The organism is Enterococcus sp. AZ035 (assembly GCF_050548325.1).
Lineage (GTDB): Bacteria > Bacillota > Bacilli > Lactobacillales > Enterococcaceae > Enterococcus > Enterococcus faecalis.
On record NZ_CP172958.1, the window covers coordinates 186139 to 202126 of the forward strand.

General features: G+C 38.7%; 13 protein-coding genes and 1 riboswitch. Of the genes, 8 read left to right on the forward strand and 5 right to left on the reverse strand.

Annotated elements, in window-relative coordinates; all coding sequences use genetic code 11:
- Positions 1-57: 57 nt before the first annotated feature.
- On the reverse strand, positions 58-549 hold the full coding sequence (locus IGL32_RS00905; RefSeq protein ID WP_002359358.1) for a GNAT family N-acetyltransferase: 492 nt from the start codon (positions 547-549) through the stop codon (positions 58-60).
- A gap of 173 nt (positions 550-722) precedes the next feature.
- Here IGL32_RS00905 and IGL32_RS00910 point away from each other — a divergent pair, with 173 nt between their 5' ends.
- A complete protein-coding gene (locus IGL32_RS00910; RefSeq protein WP_002387512.1) occupies positions 723-1307 on the forward strand; it encodes a TIGR00730 family Rossman fold protein in 585 nt (194 codons plus the stop codon).
- Positions 1308-1351: 44 nt separating this feature from the next.
- On the opposite strand, the gene IGL32_RS00915 is transcribed toward IGL32_RS00910, so the two are convergent.
- From IGL32_RS00915 to IGL32_RS00925, 3 genes are all read right to left on the reverse strand, one after another.
- On the reverse strand, positions 1352-2092 hold the full coding sequence (locus tag IGL32_RS00915; RefSeq protein ID WP_002356242.1) for an amino acid ABC transporter ATP-binding protein: 741 nt from the start codon (positions 2090-2092) through the stop codon (positions 1352-1354).
- Between the two features lie 11 nt (positions 2093-2103).
- On the reverse strand, positions 2104-3687 hold the full coding sequence (locus IGL32_RS00920; RefSeq protein ID WP_010706796.1) for an ABC transporter permease subunit: 1584 nt from the start codon (positions 3685-3687) through the stop codon (positions 2104-2106).
- Positions 3688-3881: 194 nt separating this feature from the next.
- Positions 3882-4056: riboswitch (Lysine riboswitch) on the reverse strand.
- A gap of 189 nt (positions 4057-4245) precedes the next feature.
- Positions 4246-4542, reverse strand: coding sequence for a hypothetical protein (locus tag IGL32_RS00925; protein ID WP_002356244.1), 297 nt, complete (start codon positions 4540-4542; stop codon positions 4246-4248).
- Between the two features lie 172 nt (positions 4543-4714).
- Between IGL32_RS00925 and IGL32_RS00930 the strand changes: the two genes are divergently transcribed.
- From IGL32_RS00930 to IGL32_RS00950, 5 genes are all read left to right on the forward strand, one after another.
- Entirely contained in the window at positions 4715-5428 is a 714-nt protein-coding gene (locus IGL32_RS00930) for an NAD-dependent protein deacylase (RefSeq protein WP_002381369.1), read from the forward strand.
- A 4-nt stretch (positions 5429-5432) separates the two neighbouring features.
- Positions 5433-6278: a chorismate mutase gene (locus IGL32_RS00935; protein ID WP_002363448.1), complete on the forward strand. Its 846-nt coding sequence runs from the start codon at positions 5433-5435 to the stop codon at positions 6276-6278.
- 10 nt (positions 6279-6288) lie between these two features.
- A complete protein-coding gene (locus tag IGL32_RS00940; RefSeq protein WP_002356248.1) occupies positions 6289-6801 on the forward strand; it encodes a transcription repressor NadR in 513 nt (170 codons plus the stop codon).
- A 228-nt stretch (positions 6802-7029) separates the two neighbouring features.
- Entirely contained in the window at positions 7030-8541 is a 1512-nt protein-coding gene (locus IGL32_RS00945; RefSeq protein ID WP_002378718.1) for a glucosaminidase domain-containing protein, read from the forward strand.
- 277 nt (positions 8542-8818) lie between these two features.
- A complete protein-coding gene (locus IGL32_RS00950) occupies positions 8819-10309 on the forward strand; it encodes an aldehyde dehydrogenase family protein (protein ID WP_002379222.1) in 1491 nt (496 codons plus the stop codon).
- Between the two features lie 226 nt (positions 10310-10535).
- Here IGL32_RS00950 and IGL32_RS00955 read toward each other — a convergent pair whose 3' ends face one another.
- Entirely contained in the window at positions 10536-11519 is a 984-nt protein-coding gene (locus IGL32_RS00955; protein ID WP_002356251.1) for an L-lactate dehydrogenase, read from the reverse strand.
- A 334-nt stretch (positions 11520-11853) separates the two neighbouring features.
- Between IGL32_RS00955 and pth the strand changes: the two genes are divergently transcribed.
- Positions 11854-12420, forward strand: a complete 567-nt coding sequence (gene pth / locus IGL32_RS00960; protein ID WP_002379221.1) for an aminoacyl-tRNA hydrolase — start codon at positions 11854-11856, stop codon at positions 12418-12420.
- A gap of 19 nt (positions 12421-12439) precedes the next feature.
- Positions 12440-15979 (forward strand): transcription-repair coupling factor, encoded by a 3540-nt coding sequence (gene mfd / locus IGL32_RS00965; RefSeq protein ID WP_002379220.1) that lies wholly within the window; start codon positions 12440-12442, stop codon positions 15977-15979.
- Positions 15980-15988: the final 9 nt, after the last annotated feature.

Here is a 15988-nt window from a genome sequence, read left to right on the forward strand (position 1 = left end):
AAAATAACAGAAGAAGAAACAGAGAGCAACCAGTTTTTATAGAAAACATTGGTTTTCTTATTTTTCTATGAAATAAGCATACTGATAATCATCACAATAGTGTCCATTTATATAAAATTCTTCTTTAAAATGTGCTTCCTGCACAAAACCATGTTTTTCATAGAATCGAATGGCTTCTTGATTGGTAGCCATTACTCGCAAACTCAGCTTATGAATCCCGCTTATCTCAGCCATATCTTTGATATACGACAACAAAGAACCACCAATCCCTTGATCTTGGAAATCTGGCGAAACGCCAATACTTAGTAGCCATTGCTTTTGATGAGCTGCTAACGAAGTGGGCGGATGGACTTCAATAAATCCAGCAAGTTGTTGTCCGCTGATGGCAACGAAAATCGTTTCATCCTTCATTTTTTCCTGATATGCCGCAAGCGAGAGTGGTTGTATCTCGGCAGGGGTATTCTTTTTTGTCCAAATGATTTGATCCAAGGCATGTAATGCGGGCCAATCGGCTTCGGCAACTAAGCGAATAGTGAGTGAGGTAGACAAGATAATAGGGCTCCTTTTTCTGAAATTTTAAAATATAAAAAGACTATAGCATTTATTGTCTGAAAATTCAAATACTTTTAAAACGAAAAGAAAAATGGCTGCACCTTTTCGAGAAAATCAAAATATGCTACCATAGCTACCAGAGGATAGATGGTAAAAAAGAATCTATCTAAATGGAGGGTATGTTTGTGAAAAAAATGGCAGTATATTGTGGCGCCAGTCTGGGGAATGAGCCAATCTATCAGCAAGCTGCAGTAGCGTTAGCCGCTTGGATGAAAGAAAATCACTATGATCTAGTTTATGGCGGTGGCAATGTTGGTCTAATGGGTACGGTGGCTGACACGCTTTTAGCAGAAGGTGGAGAGGTAATTGGTGTCATGCCCACTTTTTTAATGGAACGAGAGATTGCACATAATGGCATTACAAAGATGCATACAGTCAGTGATATGCATGCGCGTAAGAAAAAGATGATTGAATTGGCAGATGTGTATTTAGCTTTACCCGGTGGTCCCGGCACGCTAGAAGAAATTAGCGAGGTGATCTCTTGGGGCCGAGTCGGTGAACATATGAATCCTTGTATTTTATACAACGTGAATGGTTACTATGATTTACTAGCTGCTTTTTTTGATAAAATGGTAGAAACTAATTTCTTAACAGAAGCGGATCGAGCTAAAATTTTCATTTCAGATTCCTTAGAAGAAATTGGTGCATTTATTGATTCCTATGAACCGCCAATGATTCGTCAATACAAAAAATAACAAAAGAGGCAGTCACTCTAACCAGAATGACTGCCTCTTTTTTACTAGTTTTTCGTTAAAATCCGATGTAAGAACTCTTTTGTCCGAGCTTCTTTTGGATGGACAAAAATATCTTCAGCGGTCCCTTCTTCGGCAATGACACCTTTATCCATGAAAATAACACGATCGGATACGTCCCGCGCAAATTCCATTTCATGTGTTACAATCACCATTGTTAGCCCAGTATGGGCAAGATTTTTCATCGTTTTTAGCACTTCGCCAACCATTTCAGGATCCAATGCAGAAGTTGGTTCATCGAAAAGTAAAACATCTGGATCCATTGATAATGCTCGAGCAATGGCTACCCGTTGCTTTTGTCCACCAGACAATTGAGCAGGTTTGGCATCAATAAAACGAGCCATGCCAACTTTTTCTAAATTTTCTAAGGCAATTTTTTTGGCTTCTTCTTTGTTTCTTTTTAGGACAGTCATCTGACCAGAAGTACAGTTTTCTAAGACATTCATGTTATTAAATAAATTGAATGATTGGAAAACCATACCTAAATGGGTCCGATATTTGGGCAAACTATAACCACGTTCTAAAACATTTTTACCATTATAGATGATTTTGCCATCTGTTGGTTTTTCTAACAAATTAATACAACGTAGTAACGTTGATTTACCAGAACCAGAAGAACCGATAATGGTGACAACTTCTCCTTTGTTGACGTTCATATTGATATCTTTTAATACTTCGTTTTCGCCAAAGCTTTTTCGTAAATGTTCAATTTCAATAATTGCACTCATCTGTTTGCCTCCTAGCTTTCTTTTCCTTCTTCAGTTAATTCTTCTACTTTAACGTAAGCAGAAGGGCCATCCATTTTACGTTCCACAACACGTAAGATTCGTGTGATCACAAAAGTCATTACCAAGTACATGATGCCGACAATTGTAAAGGTTTGGAAGAACTGGAAGTTTGCGCCAGAAGCAGCATTCCCTTGGAAGAATAAATCTGCAACACCGATAACACTTAACACGGCCGTATCTTTGATATTAATGACAAATTCATTCCCTGTTGCAGGTAAAATATTACGTAATACTTGGGGAATAACGACTTTACGCATTGTTTGTCCATGGGTCATCCCAATCGCTTGTGCTGCCTCGAATTGTCCTTTATCTACTGCGAAAATACCTCCGCGAACAATTTCAGACATATAGGCACCAGTATTCACAGAAACGATAAATAATGCGGCCACTGTTCGGTCTAAAGAGATGCCAAAAGCTAGAGCTAAACCATAGAAAATAACCATTGCTTGAACCATCATTGGTGTACCACGGAAAACTTCAATATAAATAGAAAGAATTAAATTTCCTAATTTTTGGAAGAAACGAGCGACTGGGTTTTCAGAATCTGGAATTGTACGGAAGACACCAATTAGTAAACCAAGGGTTGTTCCGACAACTGTCCCAATTAACGCGATAAATAGCGTTAAACCAGCACCACGTAAAAACATGTCGCCATATTGATTCCAAATATTTTTGAAATCGTTAATAAGTCCTGTTTTTTGTTCATCACTATCTGTTGCTGCAGGTTGATCCTTGATTGCTTGGTCCATAATTTTTGTCCGTTCATCTTGAGAAATACCTGCTAAAATTTTGTTTACTTTTTCAATGTCTGGATCGCCTTTACGCATGCCGACTGCTACTTGCGAGTCTTCAGCGCTAGCATCAAAGCCCTTTTCTTTTGGAAATTCTAACATTTTTAATTCTTTATTGACACTAGTTGCTGTTATGCCTTCAGGGCGTTCACTAACATACCCGTCAATCATGCCAGAAGCAAGTGCTGTTCGCATAGCTGAAAAGTTATCCATTGCTTGCTGTTTATTGACATTTGGAATTTGATCAATTAATCCGTAGTGGAATGTATTTAGTTGAGCCGTAATTTTAGCATCAGCTAAATCTTTCAAGCTTTTTGCATTAGCGTATTTGCCATCTTTTTTTACAATTACGACAAATTGTGATTCATAATAAGGGTTTGTAAAAGCAATTTCTTTTTTTCGTTCAGCGGTTGGGCTCATTCCGGCGATAATGGCATCAATTTTTCCAGATTGTAAGGCGGGCGCCAAGCCATCCCATTTGGTTTGGACGATTACTAATTTACGACCTAAACCATCGGCAATTTTTTTAGAAATTTGAACATCATAGCCACCTGCATAAGAGTTGCCTTGAATAGGCACTGCGCCATGTGCGTCATTTTTCTGTGACCAGTTAAAAGGGGCGTAGCCAGCTTCCATGCCGACACGAAATTCACCATTTTCCTCCGCCGAAGCGTTGGTTGTCATGCCAAGTAACGAAAATAGCGTGACAAGTAGTAGACTGAATGAAAAAACTTTTTTGTTCATCTTTTTCTCTCCTTTAAATTTCTTGTCTGATTGATCGTTTTGTCTTTTTTCAATCAACAAGCTTTGATAATCAGCTGAGCAAAAGCGATTCTGTCTTTTTAAAGGAGAATACTTCTGTCACAACCTATTTTTGAATACAAAAAAACAACCAAACAGATGTAAGGTTGCTAGGTAATGTCGAAAAAAATTCCTCAACGAAACATAGCACAACTTAGCATCACTACTAAGACAGTCCGCAAGCTCTTAACTTACGTCCCAACACACAACAGAAGAGGCTCCGTTATGCATTTCGGCGATTGATCCTAAACTTGCTTCCCAGTGTCCTCTCACTCCACAAGCGTAATAAAAACCGCGACCTCTACCTCTTTTTTGAGGCACTATTCAGTTATTAAATTCAGTTATTAATTTTAGGATAAATCCAGAAGAAAGTCAATATGTTCCAGCAAAGGAATTTATCAAGAGGACACAAACACCATGAAATTAACGTAACATTTTCCCTACGAAATAGAAACTAATACGAAAAAAGCAACCATTCCTAAAGGAACAGTTGCTTTTTACTTAAGCTTTGACAGCTTTTGGTTCACGACCTAAAATAGCTTGAAGAACAGTCAATACACCTAAAGAAGCTAAAATTGTATAAATTAGACTTGAGTAAGTTAAGATACCGAAATCCCAAGTTTTGTAAACTAATAAAACAATTGCTAAGGCGATAATAGCGATAACGTTGAAGAACGCAAAAGCCCAAAGATTTCCGTTTTCTTTACGAGAAAGATAAAAAACAGAGAACCAAATGCTTAAAACGCCCCAAGCGATGCAGGCAATAATTGCAGCCCAATAAATAATAAATGCGACCATTGTTGTTTCACCTCACTTTTACTCATGCATATTTTACCACGAGTTGAGAAATTTGTCACAAACTCTTTCAAGATAAATCAATATATAGGTAAGAAGTTTTCAAAAAGTGGAAAAACTTTTGGTGCTAATGTTAAAATACGTTATAATATAGAAGATTAGGAGCTGAATCGATATGCAAGATATCACGCAAGCCGAGGCAATTCATTGGTTGGCAACCCAACAAAAAATCACATTTTTAACAGGTGCGGGTATCTCGACAGCCTCAGGTGTGCCAGATTATCGTTCCTTAAAAGGTGTCTATCAAGGAATCCAGCAACCGGAATACTTATTGAGCCGGACTTGCTTAAAAACAGAGCCAGAAAAGTTTTATCAATTCGTTAAAACGCTCTATCATCCAGACGCACAACCTAATATCATTCACCAGAAAATGGCCCAATTAGAGCAAATGAAACGGGGAAAAATTGTTTCACAAAATATTGATGGGCTTCATCGAAAAGCAGGTAGCCAAGAAGTGGTGGACTTTCATGGTAATTTATATGAATGTTATTGCCAAACTTGTGGTGCAACGGTTCCTTGGCAAGACTATTTGCTTAGTGATCGGCACGCTGATTGTCATGGACAAATCCGTCCAGCTATTACTTTGTATGAAGAAGGACTATCCGAAGAGGCAATTGAAAAAGCCATTCAGGCCGTTGCTTCTGCCGACTTAATCGTGATTGTCGGCACGAGTTTTCAAGTGCATCCATTTTGCGATTTGATTCATTATAAACAACCAACGGCAACTATTTTAGCCATTAATCAAACGCCGCTATTTTTACAACAACCTTATTATTTTTTAGAAGCGAAAGCCGAAACGATATTTGCAGAATTAACGATAAAGGAGTAACGGAATGGAAGAATTTAAATCAGAAAAAGAAAAAATGATCGCAGGTGCACTATATTTTGCCTCAGATCCTGAATTAGTGGCTGATCGCAAAAAAGCCCGTGAACAAATGGCGTTAATTAACCAACAACCAGACACTTATATTCGTCGTCAATTAATAGAAGAAACGTTTGGAAAAGTGGGTGTCGGGACGTACATCGAACCGATGATTCAATTTGATTATGGCTACAACATTTCTGTGGGAAAAAATTTCTATGCCAATTTTAATAACGTTTTTTTAGATGTTTGTCCAATCGAAATTGGCGATAACTGTATGTTTGGACCCAATGTGCAACTTTATACAGCCGAGCATCCATTACAAGCGGCCAAGCGTAATAGCGGAATGGAATCAGGGAAACGAATTATCATTGGCAACAATGTTTGGATTGGCGGTGGAGCGATTGTCCTTCCTGGCGTAACATTAGGCGATAATGTAGTGGTGGCAGCAGGTGCTGTTGTGACCAAATCGTTTCCAGAAAACTGTGTGATCGCAGGTAATCCAGCACGGATAATTAAAGAATTGACTGAAGATGACGCCCCAACAACTTCTTTAGAACAACAACGAGCAAAGATTAACCAAATCGATAAGGAACTGGTCCGTTTATTAGAACAGCGGATGGACGTCGTCGCAGAGATTGCTGCAGTGAAAAAGAAAGCAGGTCATGCGGTTTTTGATTCTGAAAGAGAACAACAAGTATTAGAAACTATTCTGAATCATGTTGAAAATGCCGAGTATGAAGAAACATTATCTGAGACTTTCCAGGGAATTATGGACGCCTCTAAACGTTTCCAAGAAAAACATTTAGGAGAGTGAGGCGAAGGTCGTGGATGGAGAAATCAGAAGAAGAGAGATTGTTAAAAGATTAAGAGAGACCGAAAAGCCAATTAGTGCCACTCGTTTTGCAAAAGCTTTTGATGTCAGCAGACAAATTATTGTAGGAGATGTCGCTCTATTACGGGCGACAGGGGTCGAAATTGTCGCAACAGCTCGAGGGTATATGTTGGAACAACCTTTAGAAGGAATTGAACGGAAAATTGCTTGTCAACATACACCTGAACAAACGAGAGAAGAATTGTCAGTCATTGTTGCCAAAGGTGGAGAAGTGGTAGATGTGAGTATTGCACATCCGCTTTATGGGGAATTAATCGGCAGTTTGCGCATTCAATCAGAGAAAGATATTGATAAATTTATGGACAAGTATCAAAAAGAGCATGCTACATTACTATCAGTTTTAACAGGAGGCGTCCATCTGCATACTATTCGCTGTGCAGACGAAGAAACTTTCCAAGAAATCAAAGAGGCACTTCGAAAAAAAAGTATTTTGTTTGAAGGATAACGAGAAAAAGAGAGGACGTTGATGTTTGTTCAAGCCCTTTCTTTTTTTTCTTAGAAAATTACCAAAAAAAGATAGAAGAATTTGTGAATTTTCTTCTATTTTTTTAACTTTTTGCTAGAAATTTTTTATGAAACAGTATACTATTAAAAAAGGAGCCATTTAAACAATAACTATGTCAATTATATATGTTGGTACATAAAAATAAATGGAGAAAAATAAAAAAGGAGAATGAGTATGAAAAAACAATTTGCCCTGTTCTCTACCTTATTACTTTTAGGTTCATCAATGCCAGTAGGTGCATTTGCAGAAGGTAATAACTTGGTAGCTGAAAATAGTTCTGTCGCAGAAACAACCGCAGAAGCAACAACTGCTGAAGCCACTGAAACGACAGCGACTAGTGAAACAACAGAAGCGACAGAAGAATCAACAACTGAAACAGAAAGTTCAACCGAATCAAGTGAATCTGCAACCACGGAGTCCACGGAAACGTCAGGAACCGAAACGACAGATTCCACAACGGATTCTACATCCACAAGTACGACAGAATCGACTACTGACTCCACCTCGACGAGTACAACAGAGTCAACCACAGATTCTACGTCAACAAGTACAACTGAATCAAGTACCACGCCAACGACCACACCAAGTTCTTCTAAAGAACAGCCAAAACCTGGCACGAGTACTTCTGAATCAAAACAGCCGGCGAAACCAGTGACACCAACAGCGCCAGCTGAAAAGCCAGTAGAACAACCAGCAGCGTCAACACCGCAGCCTGAAATAGTCCCACCAGTTACAAATGAAACGGTTGGGTTAGTGGAAGACGATGAGACGTTTACGGTCAGCAAAACGAAGAAGACAGAAGAGTTTATTCAAGAAATCGGTGAATCTGCTCGGAAAGTGGCCAAGGACAAAAACTTATATGCTAGTGTGATGATTGCTCAAGCAATTTTAGAAAGTGGCAGCGGCAATAGTAAATTAAGCCAGAAACCAAACTACAATTTGTTTGGTATTAAAGGCGATTACAAAGGTCAATCTGTTTCTTTTATTACCTATGAAGACAATGGTTTCGGTAACCTATACACAGTAGAAGCAAAATTCCGTCAATATCCAACGTATAAAGAATCAATGGAAGATTATGCGAAATTATTGAAAAATGGTTTAGATTCCAATAAAGATTTCTATCATGGTGTCTGGAAAACGGAAGCCAAATCATACAAAGAAGCGACACGTTTCCTAACAGGAAAATACGCAACGGACAAAGATTACCATAAGAAATTAAATGCGTTAATTAAAACATACGATTTAACTTATTATGATAAAGAAAAAGCAACCGTTGAACCAATGGAATCAAATTTCCCAGCCTATAATGGCAAAAACTATGACACCTTTAATAGTTATGCTTGGGGCAACTGTACACAATATGTCTACAACCGTATTACGCAATTAGGTAAACGTGTGGACTTAACAATGGGGAATGGTCAAGATTGGGGCGAAACAGGTCGTGCACGCGGGTACAAAGTAAGTCGTACACCAAAAGCAGGTGCAGCGGTTTCCTTCCCAGCTGGTGTTTTAGGCGCAGACAATACTTATGGTCATGTCGCATTTGTGGAAAAAGTCTTTAAAGATGGTAGCATCTTAATTTCTGAAATGAACGTGAAGGGATTAAACGTTGTTTCGACACGTACAATCTCAGCCGATGAAACACATTTGATGAACTATATCGTTCCAAAAGATAAATAAAAAAATCAGCTCTTTGTCAATAAGAACGAATGAGTTGGAAAAATCAAAGCTAGCACTGAAGAAGCAATTTTAATTCTTCAGTGCTAGCTTTTTTTTGTGGCAAAAGTTCTCTCCAATAAAGTTTAATACATTCAGATATTGCCAGGAGGCTTCAGGTCGGGATGAGTTAGCAACAGTCGCTGAGAGCTATATTTTTTTTAGGTAGAATCATTTACTTTTAGGTGGAAGATGTCTTATAATTGTAAGCGGATACAAAAATAAAAAAAGAGGTGGGTAAATGAGTAAAAAAGAAATAAATCAAGTAGTTGCCAGTAGCTATCAATTGTATATTAATGGAGAGTGGACAACAGGTAGTGGTAACAAAATGATTGCTAGTTACAATCCTAGTAATGGCGAAAAATTAGCAGAATTTGTAGATGCCACAAATGCAGATGTGGATCGAGCTGTAGAAGCAGCCCAAGAAGCGTTTCAGACATGGAAAGATGTTGACGTTGTAACAAGAAGCAATCTTTTGTTGAAAATTGCTGATTTGATTGAAGAAAATCAAGAACATTTGGCTATGGTGGAGACTTTAGATAATGGAAAACCGCTTCGGGAAACGCAATCGATTGATGTCCCTGCCAGTGCAGACCATTTTCGGTATTTTGCTAGTGTGATTCGTGGAGAAGAAGGATCTGTCAAAGAATTTGATAAGGATACGTTATCCATTGTTGTGAAAGAACCCATCGGTGTTGTGGGTCAAATTATTCCGTGGAATTTCCCCTTATTAATGGGTGCTTGGAAATTAGCACCAGCGTTGGCAGCAGGTAACACGGTTGTGATTCATCCGTCCTCGAGCACATCATTAAGTCTGTTGGAATTGTTTAAAATTTTTGATCAAGTCTTGCCGAAAGGAGTAGTGAATTTAATCACCGGTCGTGGTTCTGATTCAGGAAATTATATGTTGGCACATCCAGGGTTTGATAAGCTAGCTTTTACAGGCTCAACAGAGGTGGGGTACACTGTCGCTAAAGCGGCGGCCGACCGCCTAATTCCAGCCACTTTAGAACTTGGCGGAAAATCAGCCAACATTATTTTTGAAGATGCCAATTGGGAACGTGCATTAGAAGGCGTGCAGTTAGGGATTTTATTCAATCAAGGGCAAGTTTGTTGTGCTGGGTCTCGTGTGTTCGTTCAGTCAGGTATTTATGATCAATTTGTAGAAGCTTTAAAGGAAAAGTTTGAACAAGTGAACGTTGGTTTCCCGTGGGAAAAAGATGTTGAAATGGGCGCTCAGATCAATGAGCATCAATTGGAAGAAATTTTAAAATATGTCGAAATTGGTGTGAAGGAAGGAGCTACGCTGATTACTGGTGGGCAACGTTTAACAGAAAATGGGCTAGACAAGGGGGCGTTTTTAGCACCTACGTTATTAGCGAATGGTACGAATGCAATGTGTGTGGCCCAAGAAGAAATCTTTGGTCCTGTTGCAACAGTGATTAAATTTGAAACGGAAGAAGAAGTCATTCGTTTAGCTAATGATTCTGAATATGGTCTAGGTGGTGCCGTCTTTTCTCAAGATATCAATGTGGCATTACGGGTTGCTCGTGGTGTACGGACAGGTCGAATGTGGGTCAACACATACAATCAATTGCCTGCGGGCGCGCCATTTGGCGGTTATAAAAAATCAGGAATTGGTCGAGAAACGCATAAATCAATGCTAGATGCTTATACGCAAATGAAAAATATTTACATTGTGACAAAAGAAGAAGCAGATGGACTGTATTAAGTAGTGTAGTGAATTCTAGATAATAAACTTATTTTTGGTTATTGTTATTTTTCGAGCTAAACAAAACAATAATTTTTTTAAAAAGTTGAGTGATGAGTAAAGTAAAACAGATTAAAAGTAAAGCCTGGTACAAAAATCACTTTGGATTTTTGTACCAGGCTTTAAAGCGGAGTAACAATAGTGTTCACTCTTGGTTGTTTTTAATTTTTGACTATTGTAGAAGGAGTTATTTTGCTTCTTCTGCTTCAAATTTAGCAAAAGCTGTTTCAATAACTTCTTTTAATGCAGAAGCAGAAGCTTCCATTTTTTCTTGTTCAGCATCTGTTAATGGAATTTCAATGACTTGTTTAACTCCTTGGCGGTTGATGATCGCTGGTGCACCGATATAAATATCGTTTTGACCATATTCACCTTCTAAATAAACAGATAATGGTAACACAGAGTTTTCATCGTTTAGGATAGCTTTAGTGATACGCGCTAGTGCAACCGCGATTCCATAGAAAGTAGCTCCTTTTTTCTCGATGATTGTGTAAGCAGCGTCGCGTACGTTGAAGAATAAATTAACCATTGCTTCTTCATCGACGTCAGGATTATTTTTCACCCATTCGTAAATTTGTAAGCCAGCGACATTCGCATGTGACCAAACTGGGAATTCTGTATCTCCGTGTTCCCCTAAGATGTAGGCATGGACATTTCGTGCATCAACGTCAACTAATTCGGCAATTGCTTGACGGAAACGAGCAGAATCTAGTGAAGTTCCTGAACCGATTACTCGTTCTTTCGGGAAGCCAGAGAATTTCCAAGTTGAATAAGTCAAAATATCAACTGGGTTTGCGGCAACTAAGAAGATACCGTTGAAACCAGAATCAACAATTGTTGTAACGATTTCTTTATTAATTTTCAAGTTTTTATGAACTAAGTCTAAACGAGTTTCGCCTGGTTTTTGAGGCGCACCAGCTGTTAAGACAACTAAGTCTGCATCATGGCAATCGTCATAAGTAGCAGCATAGATTTTTTTAGGAGAAGTAAATGCTAATGCGTGAGATAAGTCCAACGCGTCTCCTTCAGTTTTTGGTACATTAATATCAATAATCCCAACTTCTTGAGCAATATTCTGAGTTACTAAAGCAAAGGCATAGCTAGAACCTACGGCACCGTCCCCGACTAAAATTACTTTTTGGTGATCTTTATTCCCTGCGGCTGCAGTCATGTGTACCATTCCTTCCTCTACATTCTTTTTCGTGAGCAACGAGTTTTTATTTCCTGTTGCTAAAGTGATAGTAACATGGTTTGTAAAAAATGTCACGAACTTTGATTGTAAAAATGATACAGTTTTCAGACCTGTTTCAAAATGGTAGCTCTTACATGTGCGTAATTTCACTATCTTACGCATATTTAAATTTCTAAAAATTTTTTTACATCTTTCTTAATCTTCAAAGACTGCGAGTTTTTTTATTTCTATGGTATAATGAATAAAACTGGGTAGCGCATACGCTTCCCAGCCATTTTGTGTTGGCAAGCTTATAATCCAAGGAGAATGAAAGATGAAAGTAATCGTAGGACTGGGAAATCCCGGTAGTAAATACAAAGAAACAAAACACAACATTGGCTTTATTACGCTAGATGAAATTGCGTATCGGCAAAATGTTTCGTTTAATAATAGTAATTTTGAAGCAGATATTGCAGAGTTTTTTATAGGGACTGAGAAAGTATTGTTAGTGAAACCATTAACATTTATGAATGAATCAGGTCGCTCTGTTGGTCCGTTGTTGACCTACTTTGGGGTAGATGAGGAAGATTTGATTGTTATTTATGATGACTTAGACTTAGAGATCGGTAAAATTCGTTTACGGCAAAAAGGTAGTGCTGGCGGCCACAATGGGATAAAAAGTCTGATTGCCCATTTAGGAACAAATGTCTTTCCTAGAATTAAAATTGGCATTGGTCGGCCCTCAAAAAATGATACAGTTATCCACCATGTACTAAGTACTTTTCCCAAAGAAACACACGAAGAGATGTTACTTGCTGTAAAAAAAGCAGCCGATGCCGCTTTATATGCATGCGAAGGACATACGTTTGTTGAAACAATGAATCAATTTAATGGAAAATAGCAGAAAGGAGGGCCCTTGTTTGAATATTATCGAACGAATTAGCCAAACAGAAATTGCTAAATCATGGCGCAGTCAACTAATGACAACAGGAACGCGCCAACTAATTACTGGGTTATCAGGCTCTGCTAAAACATTACTGATGGCAGGCGCTTTACAAAAGACGCATCAAAAAATTGTTATTGCGGTCCCAAACCTATACTATGCCAATCAATTAGTAGATGATTTTTTAAATATTTTACCTTCAGAACAAGTTCATCTATTTCCAGTAGATGAAGTGTTATCCGCCGAAATGGCCTTTTCTTCACCAGAAGCGCGCGCAGATCGAGTGAGTGCGTTAAATTTCCTGATGACAGCGAATGCAGGAATCGTGGTCGTACCAGTAGCTGGACTACGAAAATATTTGCCAACGAAAGAAACGTGGCAAAATGCGCAACTTTATTGGGAAATCGGGACAGAAGTAGAACCTGAGATCCTCGCGCAACGCTTAGTGTTAATGGGCTATGAACGCCAAGCAATGGTCGGAAAGCCTGGCGAATTTAGTATTCGCGGAAGCATTGTTGATGTCTATCCGCTAAATGCCGAATACCCTGTTCGGGTGGAACTGTTTGATGTTGAAATTGACTCAATCCGTTATTTTGAAGCAGATACCCAACGTTCATTAGAAAATCTTGAAGAAGTAACGATTTCACCAATGACTGATTTAGTATTCTCAAAGGCAGATATGAATCATGGCATGACGAGGTTACAAGATGCTCTAGAAAAACGTTTAGCGACAGCTAAAGATCAAACGGAGACCGATTTTTTAGAAGAATATTTTGGTCAGTTGCTGTCTTCTTGGGAACAAGGGATTCCTACAGAAAATGCTCACTATTATACAGATTTTCTGTACCAACAAAAAACTACGCTGTTAGATTATTTACCAGAAAATAGTTTGCTTTTTGTGGATGATTATTCTCGTATGATGGAAACGGAGCGAGAAATCGCTAGAGAGGAAGCGGAATGGCAAACCCTGAAAATTGAAGAAATGCGCGTGTTTTCTGAACAAACTTTTGGCGTAGACTTTCATGATCAATTGCGAAAAACTGCACGAAATACGACCTTCTTTTCACTTTTTCAAAAAGGAATGGGGAATCTTCGTTTCCAAGAAGTCCATAATTTCCAATATCGTTCAATGCAACAATTCTTCGGTCAAATGCCGTTGCTAAAAGCGGAAGTGGACCGTTGGCAAAAGCAAAACCAAACGGTCGTTGTTTTTGTTCCTACGAAAGAACGGATTCAAAAAGTCGAAGAGCTATTTCAGGACTTTGACATACCTAGCGTAGTAAGCAATTGGGATCAGTTGTTAGATGGGCATGTCCAAATTGTCCAAGGGGCATTACAAACAGGGTTTGAATTGCCTAAAAACAAGCTCGTGGCGATTACGGAAAAAGAAATTTTTCATACAACGACCAAAAAACGGGCACGTCGTCAAACAATCTCTAATGCGGAACGTTTGAAAAGTTATAGCGACTTAAAAACGGGCGATTATGTCGTTCATGCGAATCACGGGATTGGTAAATATATTGGTATGGAAACCTTAGAAGTTGATGGGGTCCATCAAGATTACATGACTATCTTGTACCAAAATGATGACAAGTTATTTATTCCAGTAACACAATTGAACTTGATTCAAAAGTTCGTTGCTTCCGAGTCTAAAACGCCGAAAATTAACAAGCTAGGCGGCAGTGAATGGACGAAAACTAAACGAAAAGTTGCTTCGAAAATTGAAGATATCGCGGATGATTTAATCTTACTTTATGCGACAAGAGAGTCGGAAAAAGGCTATGCTTTTCCGCCAGATGATGCGTATCAAAAAGAATTTGAAGAGGCTTTTCCGTATTCTGAAACAGATGATCAATTACGTAGTGCCGCCGAAATTAAACACGACATGGAAAAATCTCGACCAATGGATCGTTTGTTAGTTGGCGATGTAGGGTTTGGTAAAACAGAAGTGGCTTTACGAGCGGCTTTCAAAGCTGTTAGCAACAATAAACAGGTTGCCTTTTTAGTGCCAACAACTATTTTAGCGCAACAACATTATGAAACGATTCAAGAGCGGTTTGAGGGCTTTCCTGTAGAAATTGGTTTATTAAGTCGTTTCCGCACGAAAAAACAGCAAAATGAAACAATTGAAAAAATTAAACATGGCCAAGTAGATATTGTGATTGGTACCCATCGTTTATTGTCGCAAGATATTAATTTTAGTGATTTAGGCTTGTTGATTATTGATGAGGAACAACGGTTTGGAGTGAAACATAAAGAACGACTAAAACAATTGCGTTCACAAGTGGATGTCTTGACGTTAACAGCAACGCCAATCCCAAGGACCCTTCATATGTCGATGTTAGGTGTCCGTGATTTATCCGTCATCGAAACCCCACCAGAGAATCGTTATCCGATCCAAACGTATGTCATGGAAAATAATCCTGGGGCGATTCGGGAAGCGATTGAGCGAGAAATGGCCCGAGATGGTCAAGTCTTTTATTTATACAATCGAGTAGATACGATTGAACGAAAAGTTGAAGAGTTACAAGCACTAGTTCCAGATGCACGAATTGCGTATGCACATGGGCAAATGACAGAAGTACAACTGGAGAATACTTTGTTTGATTTTATTGAAGGACAATATGATATATTAGTCACTACAACAATTATTGAAACAGGAGTAGATATTCCTAATGCTAATACCTTGTTTGTAGAAAATGCGGACTACATGGGCTTATCTACGTTGTATCAATTACGTGGTCGTGTGGGGCGTAGCAATCGAGTGGCCTATGCTTATTTTATGTACGAACAGCAAAAAATCCTAAACGAAGTTAGTGAGAAACGTTTAGAAGCAATTAAAGACTTTACGGAATTAGGTTCTGGGTTCAAAATTGCGATGCGTGACCTTTCCATTCGAGGGGCCGGGAACCTTCTTGGTGCCCAACAACACGGCTTCATTGATTCGGTTGGGTTTGATATGTACTCGCAGATGTTATCTGAGGCAGTTGCTCGTAAACAAGGAAAAAATATCCAAGACCAAAAAACGTCTGTTGAAATTGATTTGGGCATTGATGCTTATATTCCAGGAACGTACATTACAGACGAACGACAAAAAATTGAAATTTATAAACGGATTCGTCAATTAGAAAATATGGATATGTACGAAGAATTAGAAGCGGACTTGTTAGACCGCTTTGGAGAGTATCCTGACGAAGTGGCGCATTTATTAACCACTGGCCGTATCAAAATGGATGGCGACCGTGCCTTGTTAGAAAGTATTCGTAAACGCGATCAAAAAGTCAAGTTTGTGTTAAGTAAAATTGGCACAAAAACATACTCTGTGGAGCAGTTGTTTGAAGCGTTATCGGCAACCAGCTTAAAAGCGGATCTAGCAGTTGAGAAAGAACAAATGACTATTTCCTTGAAGTTGCCGAAAGATTGTAAAGAAGCTGTTTGGATTCAAGAAATTGCTGCTTTTACAACCGCATTGCGACAAGAAAAATACAAACATTCGCAAGGAACGGATTCCCTTTAAAAGGAGGCC